The sequence below is a fragment of the Oscillibacter sp. genome, from assembly GCF_032060045.1.
Taxonomy (GTDB): Bacteria; Bacillota; Clostridia; order Oscillospirales; family Oscillospiraceae; genus Oscillibacter.
In genome coordinates, this window is sequence record NZ_DAMBZJ010000009.1 from 48194 (window position 1) to 64039 (window position 15846).

At 49.2% G+C, this 15846-nt stretch carries 11 protein-coding genes and 1 pseudogene; 4 read left to right on the top strand and 8 right to left on the bottom strand.

Translation table 11 applies throughout. The features are described from left to right. Positions 1–43: 43 nt before the first annotated feature. From RT018_RS05470 to RT018_RS05505, 8 genes are all read right to left on the bottom strand, one after another. The gene (locus tag RT018_RS05470) at positions 44–1579 is read right to left on the bottom strand and encodes a glutamate synthase-related protein (protein ID WP_312939996.1); all 1536 of its coding nucleotides are present in this window, start codon (positions 1577–1579) and stop codon (positions 44–46) included. Positions 1580–1674: 95 nt separating this feature from the next. After that, positions 1675–2670: a choloylglycine hydrolase family protein gene (locus tag RT018_RS05475; protein WP_312939997.1), complete on the bottom strand. Its 996-nt coding sequence runs from the start codon at positions 2668–2670 to the stop codon at positions 1675–1677. A 496-nt stretch (positions 2671–3166) separates the two neighbouring features. Continuing rightward, a complete protein-coding gene (locus RT018_RS05480) occupies positions 3167–4087 on the bottom strand; it encodes a carbon-nitrogen hydrolase family protein (RefSeq protein WP_312939999.1) in 921 nt (306 codons plus the stop codon). Between the two features lie 103 nt (positions 4088–4190). Further along, on the bottom strand, positions 4191–5006 hold the full coding sequence (locus RT018_RS05485; protein ID WP_312940000.1) for an MBL fold metallo-hydrolase: 816 nt from the start codon (positions 5004–5006) through the stop codon (positions 4191–4193). A gap of 188 nt (positions 5007–5194) precedes the next feature. Further along, a complete protein-coding gene (locus RT018_RS05490) occupies positions 5195–7300 on the bottom strand; it encodes an ATP-dependent helicase (protein ID WP_312940002.1) in 2106 nt (701 codons plus the stop codon). Between the two features lies 1 nt (position 7301). After that, a complete protein-coding gene (locus RT018_RS05495; RefSeq protein WP_312940003.1) occupies positions 7302–8204 on the bottom strand; it encodes a TIGR01212 family radical SAM protein in 903 nt (300 codons plus the stop codon). A 157-nt stretch (positions 8205–8361) separates the two neighbouring features. Next, positions 8362–10092 carry a hypothetical protein gene (locus tag RT018_RS05500; RefSeq protein ID WP_312940004.1) on the bottom strand — a complete coding sequence of 577 codons (1731 nt, stop codon included), beginning with the start codon at positions 10090–10092 and terminating at the stop codon, positions 8362–8364. A gap of 225 nt (positions 10093–10317) precedes the next feature. After that, complete coding sequence (locus RT018_RS05505; protein ID WP_312940006.1) at positions 10318–11262, bottom strand: LysR family transcriptional regulator; 945 nt, start codon at positions 11260–11262, stop codon at positions 10318–10320. Positions 11263–11547: 285 nt separating this feature from the next. On the opposite strand from RT018_RS05505, the gene RT018_RS05510 reads away from it, so the two are divergent. From RT018_RS05510 to RT018_RS05525, 4 genes and pseudogenes are all read left to right on the top strand, one after another. Continuing rightward, complete coding sequence (locus RT018_RS05510; RefSeq protein WP_312940007.1) at positions 11548–12990, top strand: amino acid permease; 1443 nt, start codon at positions 11548–11550, stop codon at positions 12988–12990. A gap of 10 nt (positions 12991–13000) precedes the next feature. Continuing rightward, on the top strand, positions 13001–14311 hold the full coding sequence (locus RT018_RS05515) for a M18 family aminopeptidase (protein ID WP_312940008.1): 1311 nt from the start codon (positions 13001–13003) through the stop codon (positions 14309–14311). A gap of 146 nt (positions 14312–14457) precedes the next feature. After that, entirely contained in the window at positions 14458–15678 is a 1221-nt protein-coding gene (gene pepT / locus RT018_RS05520; protein ID WP_312940009.1) for a peptidase T, read from the top strand. Positions 15679–15696: 18 nt separating this feature from the next. Further along, positions 15697–15846 (top strand): annotated as a pseudogene (locus tag RT018_RS05525) (peptidase T); the annotation flags it as partial.

A 15846-nucleotide genomic window follows, 5' to 3' on the forward strand; every position in this document is an offset into this window, starting at 1 on the left:
GGAATTTTATAGAAATGTTTTATTGAATCACGCGTAGTGCTAATTATTTACAAGAAGATACTAAATTAAAGCATCCGTTTAATAGATTATGTGCGTCGCTTGTAAGTGGAATGAGGTCGCTCCGGTCCAAAAGCGACAAATTGAACTTCCGGTTCAGCGCGGCAAAATGGGCGATGCCAAAACCAATTTTCCTCAAATAGGAAAAGACTCCGATCGCGCCGGTGGGGTAACTATGCGCCTCGGTTCCGTAGATGGCGCAGAGATCCGGCAAATCACCGAAAATTTCTTCCACGGTTGAGCCGTACTTCTGAAACAGGGGACGAATGGTGCCGCTCTTAATTTCATTTCCGATGCTCTCGCCCGTCATAGCCGCCGCCATGGAGGCGCGGCACAGACCGACACTTTTCACCAGCCCATCTCCAAAGGCAAGTGCCTTGAATACCTGGTCCTCACTGGCGAAACCTCCCGTTATTGTAATCGCCGGAAGAGGTAAATTCTCGCGTTGAAGCTTTTTTGCCAGACCCACCACCTGGTTTTCAAGCATGACGGTAGGGGAGGACCACTCGTTCATCATTTTTGACGGACTGTAGCCTGAGCCGCCACCAGCGCCATCAAAAGTCACCATATCAACGCCGTTGGCGCTGGCCATCCTTAAAACCCGCTCCAAGTCAACCGGGTCATAACCCGCCATTTTGAAGTAGATGTTTTTAGCGCCCATGGAGCGAAGCAGCTCAATGTGCCTTGAAATGGTTTCTTCTGTCCACATGGGGAATCTGCCGTATGTATAAAAATTGGGACAGACACCGTTCTCATATGCTTTTTGCACCGCTGGATCCTCAGGGTCGGGATGAACCAGATTTCCCAGCGCTTTCTTTTTCAGTGCGGTTTCTATATTCTTGACTTTTATAACAGGCTGGACACCCTTTGCCGACTGCCCAAATTTAATTTCAATCGCATCAAAGCCGTATTTTTGTAAAGCGATTTGAGGAACGCCTAGCAAATCGTCGTCGGGGTTGCACTGCAAGATCATTTGGCCTTTGCCGCGGTAATATGGCTCATAGCTTTTTCGGATGGAGGCGAGAAAAGGGAAGTCCACAACCTGTCCATTTTTAATAACGTGCTCTGGGTCGTTATTTCTGGCGTGCTCACCGATTACACAGCTTACGCCGGCCATGGCCGCGCCGGCAAAATAGTCCTTCCAGTTGAGTTTTATCAGTGCGGGAAGAATCAAGGGCAAATCCATATCAATTAGATTGTGCGTTCCATAGGATGCGGATAAATCCATGTTAAAAACCGCAGCTTGCTCCATATCCTCTGCAATTCCCCGCGCGCCAAATACCCGTCCGTTAATATTGAAATGAGAGTAATCAACGGGATAGATTTTTTCAGAGGCTATTTGATTATCGCCGGTGGTGATGGGGTACACGGTTTGAGAGCCCAGCACGGCTGAAAGCGCAATTTCACAGGTACCAGGGCAGTCTCTGGTGCACATGGAGCACATGCCGGACGTGGAACAGGTGGTCTTGCTCTTGTTCATACCGCCGGTGAATGGGGAACTCAAGTTTGGTGAATATGACATTTTAAACCTCCTCAAAATATGTTTTTATACAATAATTTTATGCGATGATGAGAGATCAAAATGCGTCTCCGCTTGCTTCTTATGAGAATAAGACATTATAGTTTTCCAAAGGTCATGGGTTGTACAAGGCGTCCGAGGTCAATGATTGTGGCGGATAATGCCAGAGCAACAGGGAAATCCACCGTTTTAATTTGTAGATTTTCGTAGGTGTTGAAGAAGTATTTGCGGCTGTGCAGGTCAATAAAGGATGTATACTGTGTGTAATCATTTGTACCTCGTACGGTCACAACAGCCCCTTGGGGGATTGACACACTTTTCATAATCTGAAAGAAAGAGATGACTGCAGCCTCGGTGTTTTCCGAAGCGAGACGATGCGTTTTTAGATAGGCTACCCGTACAAAGCGCTCCGGAGAAGTATACCCGCCAGGCAAAGGCATGGTTCCCCCGCCCTGGCCAAAGGGCGTCAGCTGAACATCCCCCCAAACTGCTTTCTCCGTCTGCAGGGGTGATGTATTCATATAATTGCGAAGGTTCGTCATATGCCACGGAAAATCAGGACTGTTGGCCAAAACACCGATTGGATTGTAGTACATCTCGGCCCCTCTGTCCGTCAGCTCCAGAACAACACAATTTCCAGTGCGATCCTGGGCAATCCAATGCAACGGAGCCACCGTTTGCGTCAGCGGATCTGATACGCCTATGATATGAATTTGGTCCATCTGCGACAGGAAGTCTTCTACCGACGCGCAATGCCCCAAAATGTAAGAGAGAAAATCATAGGACGCCACCTCCGTGGCGGACACATTTTGCACAGTGGCATGATCATACTTGGCATATCCCGCAAAGTACAAAGTAGCGGCCGCAAAGCCGTGCTCATTGACCCCGTCGAAAAAACTGAGTACCCCGTCCAGTTCCTGTCCAATCCCCATGAAACTGTATGGATTGCATATTTCCTTTCGGGTTATCACGTTTGTCCATCGGTAATTTTCTGGTGAAAAATAAAAATGCGGCTGGAGTGGATAGGAGAAGTCCATGTTTCTTCCAAGGTAGGCTGTCCCCGGTAAAGACTGTGAAGTAATGGCCGTACACATGGGTTTTACCTCCTGTCAAAATAAACTATAAGGCATCTTATGTGATTGAAAATTTTTGGGTACCTTAAAAGATTCCGTTCGGTTCTTTCAGATTCCCGCATCTCAAAGATCACCGTTTTACCTGTTTTAGGTTAGTTTATTTTATAGTAAAACCCTCTGAATACTGTAATATCGGCTTTGAAGCTGGAAACTTCGCCATTGTTGTGGGCAAGCCCAAGGGAGGTATCCCTTGGGCTTGTTTAATACGAAGCTCCATTTTAGTTAATCATGAATGGCATATATTTGCAATCCATTATCATTCAAATGCTCAAACCGTTTGCGAGCACTTTAATTGGGTAAGAAATAAGGTCCGCAAGCCCGGTCTTGTTGTTTTTCAGTTGTGACATCCCTTAAACAGTTTAAATTAGATTTGCGGGATGGACAAACGAGAAGCGATAATGAACATTAGCCAAAGGTGAATTCAATTTCGAATTTGACAATTGGGATTCCAGTTCGTTTATTCGTGAACAATCAACTCCAGCACGTCCGGCCTTGCATAGTGCCCACAAACATCAAATTCCATACGGCTCATAGGAACCTTTTGCATATCCAATTCTGCATATATAATTTCTTCTCTGTCCCATACCGGCATAGTTTCATAATGCCCATAGGGGTCAATAATACAACTTCCACCTCGGCATACCACTTCAGGGAGCTTTTCAATTTCATCCGGGCAGTGCAGTTGCTTTGGATACATTGCTTTTGTAAAGTACATATTGCAATTTATGAAATAGCAGTGACCCTCAATTGCAATATGGCGAATGGTAGCCTGCCACTCCTCATTGTCATTCGTGTTTGGTGAAATGTAGAGAGTGACGCCTTTTTGATACAAGGCAACACGCGCCAGCGGCATATAACTCTCCCAACAAATCAGGCTTCCCATCGTTCCCCACGGAGTATCTGCAACCGGAAAATACGCGTTGTCTGCATCACCCCAAACAACACGCTCTGCACCGGTGGGTTTCAGCTTCCTGTGGACGGCAACTAATTCTCCTTCTGGCGAGAAAAACAGGTTTGTGTTGTAGAGTGTAGCGGTTACAGCATCGCGTTCAGATACTCCGATACTGACATAAGTGTGTGCCTCTTTCGCTGCCTGACCAATGCGCGAGCTTTCCTGACCTGGCACAATGATGGAATTATCATAGTACATTTTCCAGTCCTTGCGCCCATCAGGATTACGGCTACCAACGGAGAAGCCAAAAGTCATTCCGTAGGGATATCCAGGAATAAACAATTCTGGAAATACAATTAATTCCGCATTCTCTCCAGCGGATTTTTGAATCAGATGAATTGCTTTTCCGACACAAGCGTCCTTATCAAACATTATGGGAGCAGCTTGAATTACAGCGATCTTACACGTGTCGTTCAATCTTTTCATAATATTCTCCATAAATTCAATTTGGCGATTAAAGAACTTGTTTTTTTCATTGCGTAAGCATCCGATATGTGAAGTTCGTATTTCTTGCGCGGAGTTATATTACTTATAGTCCTTTTAAAATTTGGCAACTCATTGTCCGAAAAACCTGACAGTATTTTTGAAATCCATGCGATCCAATTATATAGATATTAGGCATATAGGCCATTCTTTTCCTAGAATATGCAATGCGTTCCAGTCCATTGTCAATGGAAGTGTGATTGCTTAAAGCCACATCTACATCTTTGCGTATTGCCGCATCTGCAAAGTAATCCAATGATTTCAGGTACTGTTTCACACCGAGCTTTGTCCACGGAGGTGTAGTCCCACCCCACAAGGCTGCCATATGATTTTCCTCGTTTTCTTTGACCGGAAATATATAACTCAGGCATCCGGGTGTATGGCCGGGTGTGCTGAAGACGTATATTATTTTATCGCCGAGCTTTATGGTGTCTCCATCCTTCAGATAATGGTCAATGTCATAGTCCTTCCATGTTTCTGGCCTATCTGGCTTGGTCGGGTGTTCCTGCCAATAGATATCATCAACTTTGGAGAGGTATGTGTTCACATGGTATTGGTCAACAAACCATTTTCCACACCCCGTGTGATCCACATGCCCATGGGTTAAAACTAGCTTTTTTATGGTATCGGGATTCCATCCGACCCCTTTAATTGCATTTACAATGGCATTGAACGCTTCTTGGGCCGGCCAGATTGCATCTATGACGATCAGCCCATCCCTTGTCTTTAATACAAAGCAGTTTGTCTCTTTTTGGGCAACAATCAGTAAGTCATCAAAAATAAGAGCATGGGTAAAAAAAGACATATCTTCCATTGCTCGGATGGTCTCACCTGTAACCACCGGTTTATCGAATCGATTCATTTAGTATACACTCCTCTGTACAATTTGTTCTTTATATTTGTACAGAGGAAAAACGATTCTTGGGGGGCATACCATCACTCCTTTTCAAAACACTGATGATCCATTTCTGAGATTAAACGCGTCCTGAACAAATCGCCCAATGAAAAGGACGAACACCCTGAACACAGCTTACAAATGCGTTCCGCAAGTTATTGCTGGAGCCTAAGCATCCCTTTTTCCAGACAGGTGGACAGGATAAAGCGCTTTGTCGTTTCATCAGCAAAGCGGATTGTGACGGTATCCCCGCCCTTTTCCGTAATCATTCCACGCCCAAATACGTTGTGTTCGACACTTGCACCGTTGATGTAGTCTTTCGCGATCCACTGGATTCTTTGCGCCACTGCTGCCGCCGGACTTGGGGACAGTGCCATCTTCTTATTTTGTTCCATGGTTGATTTAAGCATCATCGGCTCGCAGAGTTGCCGGATAAACGTACTCTCTGGCGTTTTTTCATAACGCATAAGGAGAAGCTCGTTTTTTGCTCTGGTCGCTGCCACATAGAACAGCCGCCGTTCTTCCTCAAAGGCGGTTTGCTCGTCTTTATCCAAAGCCTGTCCCGGTTTGAGCATCACCGAGGGTAGGATGCCATCTACCGCATCGATGACAGCAACGCGGTCGTATTCCAAGCCCTTGCTTGAGTGTATCGTGCTGAGGATTAGATTGCTCTTTCTGTCGCCGCTCGCTTCAAGCATACATTTAAGCGCATCCAGCCGCTTTAAAAAGCTTTCAATGTTCTTTTCCCGGGATGCCAGCAGTGAGAGCAGATAGAGCCGCTCGTCGTCGCCGCCGTTCCGCATGAGGTACGCGCCGTATCCCATTTGGTAACGCATCCGCTTCAGCGCATCCGCTGCACTGTCTGTCCTTAGGGCAGCAAAATGCGCTCTAAGCTGGATAAGCTTTTCCATCATCCGCTCAGGGTTTTTGCCGGTGGGGCTTAACGCAGCAAAAAGGGACACACATTTCCCCGCCCGGCAGAACTCCACCGCCTTTTCGGCGTCTGCTCGGCTTATGGGTAGGTTTAACTTATAGTAGATACGCATGAAAGCCTCTGTATCCAGCGGCGAGAGTGCCAGTGTCATAAGGTCGCGGACGCCGGAAACCGTGCGGCTGGTGAAGAAAACACCGTCTGTCTGGCGGATGCAATAGGGGATGTCGTTTCTGTCCAAGAAGTCGATTAGCGGCACGGCGCTGTCGTTATTGCGGTACAGCACGGACAGCTCCCGTTGGGGTTCGCCCTGCGCCATTTTTGCGAGGTAGCTGTATTGCGCGGCTCGGCTTGCGAGTGATACTTTTCGCACCGGCGCGCCGGAAGGCCGGGAAGCACGCATATGCTTTTCATGCCGCATGGTGTTCCGAGTGATAAATTTCTCCGCTGCCGAGACAATCTCCGGCGTAGAACGGAAGTTCTCTTCCAAAAGCAGGACGGTGCTGTTTGAATACTCCCCCTCAAAGCGCATCAGCGCGTCCGGGTACGCGGCGCGGAAGCCGTAGATGCTCTGATCTTCGTCGCCTACCATAAAGAGATTGCCGCTCTTGCCGGCCAGCAGGTGAAGGATCCGATGCTGGATCTTGGACGTATCCTGCGCCTCATCCACGCAAAGATATGGGTATCTCCGCTGATAAGCCTTCAGTATGTCCGGACGGGACTTGAGGATGTTGTACGCGTAGACCAGTTGGTCGTCATAGTCCATCAGACGGCGGCGCTTCATTTCTTTAATATATGCATCGTATATAGGGCCAATGTCTGCCCCATCCAGATCAAGCGCGTCTATTTCCTGACGGGTAAGGCACATATTCTTGATATATGTAATCTGCTTTTGAAGCTCCTTCACTTCGCCGTCCACAGGATAGTCGGCGCGCAGCTTCCGGTAGATTTCGGTGAGCAGTTTCCGGTTGTCGTCCAGCAGATCAAAGCCGTCTGTGCCCTTATTTCTTACATACCCGTTGATGATGGAGGCGCATACGCCATTTATCGTGCGAAATTGAAGCCTTGCTGCGTATTCATCGCCGAATATGGTGGCAAACCGGTTTTTCATATCCCCGGCCGCCGAGACCGTATAGGTCATCGTGAGGATGCGCTCCGGGGCCACGCCCACGCAATACAGCATATATCCCAGACGCGCCACCAGCGCGGTTGTCTTTCCGCTTCCGGGAACGGCAAGCAGCAACACCGCGCCTTCGGTGTGCCGTACTGCCTGCGCCTGCTGCTCGTTGAGCGAGATGTTGAACTGTTTGCAGAATTCTTCGTAATGCACGTTATACCCTCGTCGGTTGAATTTCTCTTGCGCGGAGTACTCTGTTTAAATCCGCTAGGACACGTTTCTTGTCGCCGCTCCATTTTGGTGCGATCAAGTCGCGCTTTGCGCCATCGCCGGTGAGACGATGGACAACCACATTTTCCGGCAGCAGCTCCACTGCGTCGGCCACTAACTCGTAGTATTCGTCTGGCTCCAACGTCCGAAATTCGCCACGGTGGTAGCTTTCCGCCAGCGCCGTCCCTTCAAGGACATGGAGCAACTGGAGCTTGATTCCATCCGTCAATTGCCCGGCAAATTTGACGCTTGCCAGCATGTCCGTGCGGGTTTCCCCCGGAAGGCCGAGAATGACATGGGTGATTCGATGGACGTTCAGTTCCGCCAAGTCCGCCATTGCCTTTTCGTAGACTGCCAGAGGATAACCCCGGTTAATGCGCTTTGCCGTTTCCTCGTTTGCGGTCTGTAAGCCTAGTTCCACCCAGAGAGGCTTTTTTGAGGCCAGCCGCTTCAGCATCGCCAACGAATCTCTTCCAAGGCAGTCCGGCCTTGTCGCGATAGACAGGCCAACAATGCCCGGATGCTCCGCCGCTTCGGTGTAGATGCGCTCAAGACGCACAAGGTCGCCGTAAGTACCGGTGTAGCTTTGAAAGTATGCGATATACCTGAGCCCCTCGCCTTTGGCGCCGAGTATCCGCTTCGCATCCTCAATCTGCTGCGAAACCGGAAGCGCGGCGGACGCGGCAAAATCCCCGGAACCGCCCTCCGAGCAAAATACGCAGCCACCCACGCCCACCGTGCCATCCCGATTGGGGCAGGTGGACGCGGCGGACAGCGCCAGCTTATAGACCTTGCCGCCAAACAACCTGCGGCAATAGACGTTTGCGGTGAGATATGTGTGGGACATGGAGGGCCTCCGGGAGTTATTAATTATTATAGCACAAAACGAAACCCAAGTCGCTCAGAATTGTATGACCAGAAGTAACCGTTTCGAATGCGCCGATTCGAATGCGCCGATTAAGCTTTGAAAAACCTACGAACCCATAAGAACGTACAAATAGCACTTATTTTGCGGCAAACAGTTGGTTTATCATAGTCTCACCTTGCGCACGAGTGGGAGCGGCCGAAAAATCTCCGTATTCTGGAAGCAGGCCCCACCGCCACGCTTTCTGTACAGCGTCTTTATTCCACGTTGTGGTTTTCAGTGTATCCGGTACAGCGTCGCTTCGCACGGACGTAGGTTGAAGTTTCAATGCATCGGCAGTACGAACCAGAAAGACAGAGGCCTGCTGCCAACTGACAGCGTGCGCAGAGGCAAAATTGCCCGTGGTGTCTCCCCGCGCAATCTGTGTTGCCTTTCCCCAGTTTAACGCAGGAAGATACCATTCAATCTCCAGAACGTCATTAAATGGCTGGCTCTCAATGCTAACTTTGGGCGTGCTTGCTTTCTGGAACAGCAACCCCACAAAACGTCCACGGGTCATGGGGACATCCGCGCGTTCCGCAGATTTTAAAATCTCGGGATTTTCCAGAATCTTTTCTACGCACGTATCTCTGCCTGCCTGAGAATCGCTGAGTGTCTGCACAATTTTAACGTCGGGCTGGAGCGGCTCTACGCCTTTTCCGGAGGCGGCGTCAAAATAGCCGCTCATTGAAATGAACTTCGAGGAAATACCCATTCGCATGCCGGAATTGGGCAGTTTAAAGGACTGCACTGCGCCAAAGTGGTCAACGCTGCCGCCGGTGGCCTCTCCAGCCAGCGCGAACCCCATTTCCTGCAACTCCACGGAATTGATAATGGCAGACGAAAATGTTCGTTTCCCGATCAACCCCGCCACCTGCACGCCTTGCTCGCGCTGCTGCGCCAGAAGCCTCAGCAGCGGCATGATCACGCCGTCCGAGCCGCCTCCGTTATTTCGCAGGTCAACCAGAATTAAAGAATAGCTCCCTGCATCCAACGCAGCCTGAACCTGCTGACAGAATTGCTTCATAGGCAGGGCCTTATCTTCCGCACATTTGTTATATTGAATGTAATAAGTGGTGCTGTTCAATTCTTTTGCAAAATAGGTCTTCGTTTTGTCGTAGGCGGTGGTTGCCGGGCCTGTCTGCCAATCGCTCAGCATCGCCAAATCCTCAGACCGAAAGGCACTCTGGCTCACAGAAGAAACCGTCAAGGTACTGGTTTTACCTGTGGAGTCCTGCACCTCTATGCGCATAGGCTCGCCTTGCTTGGCAATTCCCAGATACTGATACGGCTCCAGCACATAGCACATCTTCCAATAGGAATACTGTAGCTTTACCAAATTGTCCGCGCTGAGAATGGTTCCGAACTTTTCCACAACCTGCTCCATGGAATATCCGTTTATGGCGGTTATCTTTGAGCCTAACAATGATTTATGGGCACTGTCGATTGCACGCAAAACCCAAGACCCGTCGTACAGGTCCATATCGAACAGGCAAATGTGAAGATCGTACCCGCTGCTGCCCAAAGAGATGTTGGTATGTGAGTCTTTAGCCAGCGCAGCCAGACTTGCGCAATCCAGCGCGAAATCAAAGCTGCTTTCCGTGCTAAGCCGTTGCTCGATCTGGCTTTTCCTTGCTTCAAAAACAGTCTCTGGCGCGTTGGCAAACAAATCGGGATGATTGATTTTTAACGTTGTGTACAAATAGTCAAGATCATCTTGACGGGAGGTTGACTCAGTTTGGTCGACAGCTCCCGCTCCAATGCTCAGCAGAAGTATTGCAGTAAAACAGCAGGTCAGGAGTCTCACCCAGGCATTTTTCATCGTATTCATTTACTTTCTCCGATCTTAATGTATTGGTATATTAATACATTAGTGCGCCCGGGATTAAATGTCAAGGGAAATCTTACCGGTGTCAATGAGGTAATGAAATGGAACATTTAAATAGAAATGTCTTGAGGAACTGACTTATTCTCAGTAGACTCAATAAAATCGATTGACACGGTCCATTGGCAGGAACTATAAGATCGCAGAGTTTCAAAACATTGGGCGTTGAGTTTACGCCTCCTCTCGGCAGGCAATATTTAAAAATTCCTCCATGGCTCGGCTGATATAACGATTTTTCTTGTAGTAAAAATAGATAATCCGTCGGGAAAAATTACTATCCAGTTTATAGTAGGCAATGTTTGGGTGGGGTAAAATGTTTTTTGCCAGCGTGTCGCTGATGAAAGCGACGCCTGTACCCGTGCTGACCATATTATAGGCCGTCAACTGCTGCTCCAAGGTTAAAATAACCCGGGGTGTAAAACCACACCTGCTGCAGAGTTGAATAGCCCTCTGATAGATGTCGCTGCTGGGGCGAAGCAGAATAAACGATTCGTTAGCAAAAGCCTCCAGTGGAACTGGGGGATATCGTTCGGCCAGATAGTCGCCGGAGAGGACATTATCAAGGCTGAGCCTCCACGCAAGCAGAGAACTGTTTACAGGAAACTGTTGCGGTGCCGCCAGCAGGAGATGTTCTTCCCGATAGGGGCAGCTTTCAAAAACATCCTGTGCAAATTCTTGGTAATTCATAACAAGGTCCAGTTTCCCATTAAACAGCAACTTTTCCAGTTGTGGTTGGCTCTCCTCCATCATGCTTACAGTAATTTTAGGATATTTGCGTTTATACTCTGCGATCAGCGGGGGCAGGATATAAGATGCAAACATACCGACGCCGCCAATTGTCAGTTGCCCCGCCTCCAGCATGCGGGTATCGTCCAGATAGCCGGAAAACCTTCGCTGGGCACTAAAAATCTGTTCCGCCGCCTGAATGTACTGTTCGCCGCACTCTGTTAATTTTACCGGTGTGGTGCTGCGATCAAACAGCGGCACGCCAATTCGCTCTTCGATTCGCTTGACGCTGCTGCTGAGCGCGGGCTGGGAGATGTAGAGGTTTCGGGCCGCCTTGGAAAAGCTTTGTTCCTTATAGACCTCGTAAACATACTCCATACCATGAAACATAACTTGTTTTCTCCTTTGTTAAGATGGTTTTCACAATTAATATTTGTATTACCAAATTTGCAGCGCATGGCACGCAGCGGCGTTGTGCCGCAAAAGGCGAAATAAACCGGGGTGCAGAGAGGAACTGGGCTGGATTAAAAAAACATCACGGTTGTTCGCTTGCATTATAACATAATTGTTATAATTACTATATCGGTATATGTATTTGCGAATACTATTTAATTAATGTAAAATTAAAATGACCAAAAAACCAAGGGGGAAAATCAAAAGGAATGGAGATTTTACATGAAAAAGGAAAGCGGGAACCAAATTCTCTGGTATAGTCTGGCAGTCATGGCCTTCAGCACTGTATGGGGATTTGGCAACATTATCAACGGCTTTTCAGAGTACGGCGGACTGAAAGCAATTGCGGCGTGGCTTCTGATCTTTGCGATTTACTTTATTCCATACGCTCTGATGGTGGGCGAACTTGGTTCCACATTCAAGAATGAAGGCGGTGGTGTCAGTTCATGGATCAACCAGACGATTGGTCCCAAAATGGCCTATTTTGCCGGCTGGACCTATTGGATTGTCCATATGCCTTACATTTCGGAAAAACCCGGCAGCGTCATCATTGCCTGCAGTTGGGCAATTTTTCGGGATAACCGTGTCAGCCAAATGAGCACCATGACCATGCAGCTGATTCGTCTGGTAATTTTTATTGTGGCGCTGCTGCTGGCCAGCCGAGGGATCCGCGTGTTACGCAGGCTTTCCACACTGGCCGGAACCGCCATGTTTGCCATGTCGCTTCTCTTCATCCTGCTGATGATTGCGGCGCCCGCGCTCACAAATGCGCAAGTGCTTTCCATTAACTGGACTCCCTCTACGTTCACCCCAAATTTTAATGCGACGTTCTTTTTAAACATTTCCATTCTGGTTTACGCTGTGGGCGGCTGTGAAAAAATGTCGCCCTATGTCAATAAGATGAAAGATCCGTCCCGGGACTTCTCTAAGGGTATGATCGCCTTGACCGGTATGGTGGTTCTCTGCGCAGTGCTTGGTACGATTGCACTGGGAATGATGTTTGACTCCAATCATATTCCGGGCGACTTGATGACCAACGGCGCTTACTACGCTTTCCAGCAACTGGGCGTGCATTACGGACTGGGCGACCTGTTCCTGATTCTCTATGCAATCTGCAACATTATCACACAGATCTCCGTAATCATCCTCTCTGTGGACGCACCTTTGCGCATAATGCTCGATAACGTCGATACGCAGTATATCCCCACTGCGTTACTTAAGCAGAACAAATACGGTGCGTATTCCAACGGCTTGAAGCTTGTATTTGCAATCGTTTCTGTTATAATTATTGTACCGGCATTGGGCATCAGCAATGTAGACGTGCTAGTCAGGTGGTTGGTCAAGTTGAACTCTGTGTGTATGCCGCTGCGTTATTTGTGGGTGTTTGCCGCCTATATTGCACTGAAGAAGGCGGGGGAACGGTTCCCTGCGACCTATCGTTTTGTGAAAAGTCGGCGGTTGGGTATGTTTCTGGGCGGCTGGTGCTTCGCTTTGACAGCCTATGCTTGTTTAAGCGGTATTTACTCCGATGACCCGTTCCGTCTGATGCTGAACATCATCACGCCTTTCATTCTCATTGGACTGGGCTTTATCATGCCGTACCTTGCAAAGCGAGAGCATTTGAAGGCACAAAACTCCAGTGAACAGAACATTGTTGGTAAGTAAGGAGTTTCACATGTCAGATCAGATCAACGATTTATTGTCTTTTATTGAACAGAGCCCCACGGCGTTTCAGGCCGTGGAAAATATGCGCCGTCAGTTGCTGACGGCGGGATATACAGAGTTGGAGGAGAGCCAGATCTGGAAACTTGATGAAGGGGGACAATTTTTTGTTGTCCGCAACCAGTCGGCGCTCATCGCCTTCCGGTTGCCCACGCGGAAGTATTCAGGATTCCAGATTGTGGCCAGCCACGGCGACTCTCCCTCTTTTAAGATCAAGGAAACCCCTGAGATGCGGGTGGAGGACCAATATGTAAAACTGAACGTTGAAAAATATGGTGGGATGCTCTGCGCGCCTTGGTTTGATCGTCCTCTCTCTGTGGCGGGGCGGTTGATCGTTGAGACACCGAACGGCTTGGAATCCTGGCTGGTGCGGGTAGACCGGGATCTATTGATGATCCCCAGTTTGGCCATCCACATGAACCGAGATGTCAACGACGGTTACTCCTATAACGTTCAAAAGGATTTGCTGCCCCTTTGGGGAGACGGGTCTTCGGAGAAGGGAAGTTTCCTCTCCATGGTGGCACGGGAAGCCGGTGCGGAGCCGTACAGTATCCGCGGCAGCGACCTATTCCTCTACAATCGGATGCACGGCTGCGTGTGGGGAGACGGCGGACGCTTCCTCTCTGCCCCCCGGCTGGACGATATTGAGTGTGCGTATGGTTCTCTGCAGGGCTTTTTGCAGGGCAGCGCCGCTGAATGTGTTCCTGTGTTCTGTATGTTTGACAATGAAGAGGTGGGCAGCGGAACCAAGCAAGGCGCGGCGTCCACGTTCCTGCGGGATACACTGCACCGGATCAACGGCAGTGCGGGCCGCAGCGAGGAGGAATACCTCACTAGCATTGCGTGTAGTTTTATGGTCTCGGCGGATAACGCACATGCCGTGCACCCCAACTATGCCGACAAGTGTGATCCTACCAATCATCCCTATCTCAATGGCGGCGTGGTGATTAAACATAGTGCGAACCAGAAATACACCACCGACGCCGTGTCGGACGCGTTGTTCCGTTGTATCTGCGACCGGGCAGGGACCACACCGCAGCATTTCCACAACCGCTCCGATATGCTGGGCGGCTCCACGCTGGGAAACCTCTCCGGAAATCAGGTTGCCGTCAACACCGTGGACATTGGGCTGCCCCAACTTGCCATGCACTCTCCCTATGAGACGGCAGGCGTACAGGATTATTTAGACTTTCTTCGAATCTGCGAAAAGTTCTATAGTGTCAGCGTGGCGGTGAAGGACGGTCGGCTGACGATTCAGGAATAAAACCGTGGTCATATAGAAGTCCGGTCTGTGGCTGCCGCGCAAGCGGCAGCCACAGACTTCCCACAGGGCGGGAAGCGTTGTTCCAGTCTGCTTTTAGTATTGCGTTAAGATTGAAACCCCTTATATTTTCGAAAGAGGGCAAGAGAATGCGGGCATATGAGAGGCTTTTAAACTATGTAAATTTCTGGACGACCAGTGATCCGGAAGCAGACACGATGCCTACTTCATTCCGTCAGTTCGACCTGGCGCATCAGCTGACGTATGAACTCAAGCTGATGGGCGTTGACAACGCACGAATCAACAACGATTGCTTTGTTTACGGAAGCCTTGAGGCAACGCCCGGCTATGAGCACGTCACGCCCATCGGATTCATCGCGCATATGGATACCTCCCCGGAGTTTAACGGGCGGCATGTCCACCCACAGATTCTTGAGAACTATAACGGGGAAGATGTGACACTGGGTACATCCGGACGGGTGCTGCGGGTTTTGGACTTTCCGCGACTGAAGACGCTGAAGGGCAGCACCCTGATTACCACGGACGGAACCTCTCTGCTGGGGGCTGATGATAAGGCAGGCATCGCTGAAATTCTTACGGCGCTGGAAGAACTTATTCAGAATAAACGCCCGCATGGGAAAATCTGCATCGCCTTTACCCCGGATGAGGAAGTCGGCACTGGAATCGCCAGATTTAATCTGGAGGAGTTCGGGGCAAACTATGCCTATACACTGGACGGTTGGGAAGAAGGCGAAATTGTCTATGAAAACTTCAATGCCGCCAGCGTGGTCATTAGTATCAACGGAAAAAACATGCATACCGGAAGGGCCAAAGGCGTGATGATCAACGCCCAGCTGATTGGCATTGAAATCAATAATCTGCTGCCACCCGACGAGATTCCATCCAAGACCGAAGGACGCCAAGGATTTTTCCATCTGCTGCATTTCCATGGTAGCGTGGAATACGCCCAGTTAATCTATAACGTCCGTGAGCACAGCACGGAACGATTCCGCCAGCGCAAGGAACTTCTATGTCGGATCGTGGAGCAGATGAATGAAACGTACGGAGAACATACCGTTTCCATTACAATTACCGATGTTTATTACAATATGAAGGATAAAATAGAGCCTTGTATCCATATCATCGAAAATGCGCAGAAGGCTGCGCGCCGCGCCGGAATTCAACCGAAAATCAGAGTGACCCGAGGTGGCACCGATGGCGCGAGCCTCAGCTTTATGGGCCTCCCTTGCCCTAATTTGGGAACCGGGGGTCAGGCGTTCCACGGCCCGTATGAGCATATCACCATAGAGGGAATGGATCGGGTGGTTCGGATGCTTCAGGAGTTGATTGCAATTTATGCGGAAGAATAATAACGAGGAGACAAATCCATGTCAGTCGTGTTAGATAGATTTTTAAAGTACATTTCCAAAGACACCACTTCCAGTATGCACAGTGAAAGCTATCCCTCCACACCTTCCCAGTTGGAATTTGCACGTGCGCTTGCAAAGGAGCTGGAGGAAATTGGCCTTTCCGCTGTA

Coding starts and splice junctions, on each gene's coding strand:
- pepT (WP_312940009.1), top strand. CDS start 14,458: ATGCGGGCATATGAGAGGCTTTTAAACTATGTAAATTTCTGGACGACC.
- RT018_RS05495 (WP_312940003.1), bottom strand. CDS start 8,204: ATGTCCCACACATATCTCACCGCAAACGTCTATTGCCGCAGGTTGTTT.
- RT018_RS05515 (WP_312940008.1), top strand. CDS start 13,001: ATGTCAGATCAGATCAACGATTTATTGTCTTTTATTGAACAGAGCCCC.
- RT018_RS05505 (WP_312940006.1), bottom strand. CDS start 11,262: ATGTTTCATGGTATGGAGTATGTTTACGAGGTCTATAAGGAACAAAGC.
- RT018_RS05480 (WP_312939999.1), bottom strand. CDS start 4,087: ATGAAAAGATTGAACGACACGTGTAAGATCGCTGTAATTCAAGCTGCT.
- RT018_RS05500 (WP_312940004.1), bottom strand. CDS start 10,092: ATGAATACGATGAAAAATGCCTGGGTGAGACTCCTGACCTGCTGTTTT.
- RT018_RS05475 (WP_312939997.1), bottom strand. CDS start 2,670: ATGTGTACGGCCATTACTTCACAGTCTTTACCGGGGACAGCCTACCTT.
- RT018_RS05470 (WP_312939996.1), bottom strand. CDS start 1,579: ATGTCATATTCACCAAACTTGAGTTCCCCATTCACCGGCGGTATGAAC.
- RT018_RS05510 (WP_312940007.1), top strand. CDS start 11,548: ATGAAAAAGGAAAGCGGGAACCAAATTCTCTGGTATAGTCTGGCAGTC.
- RT018_RS05485 (WP_312940000.1), bottom strand. CDS start 5,006: ATGAATCGATTCGATAAACCGGTGGTTACAGGTGAGACCATCCGAGCA.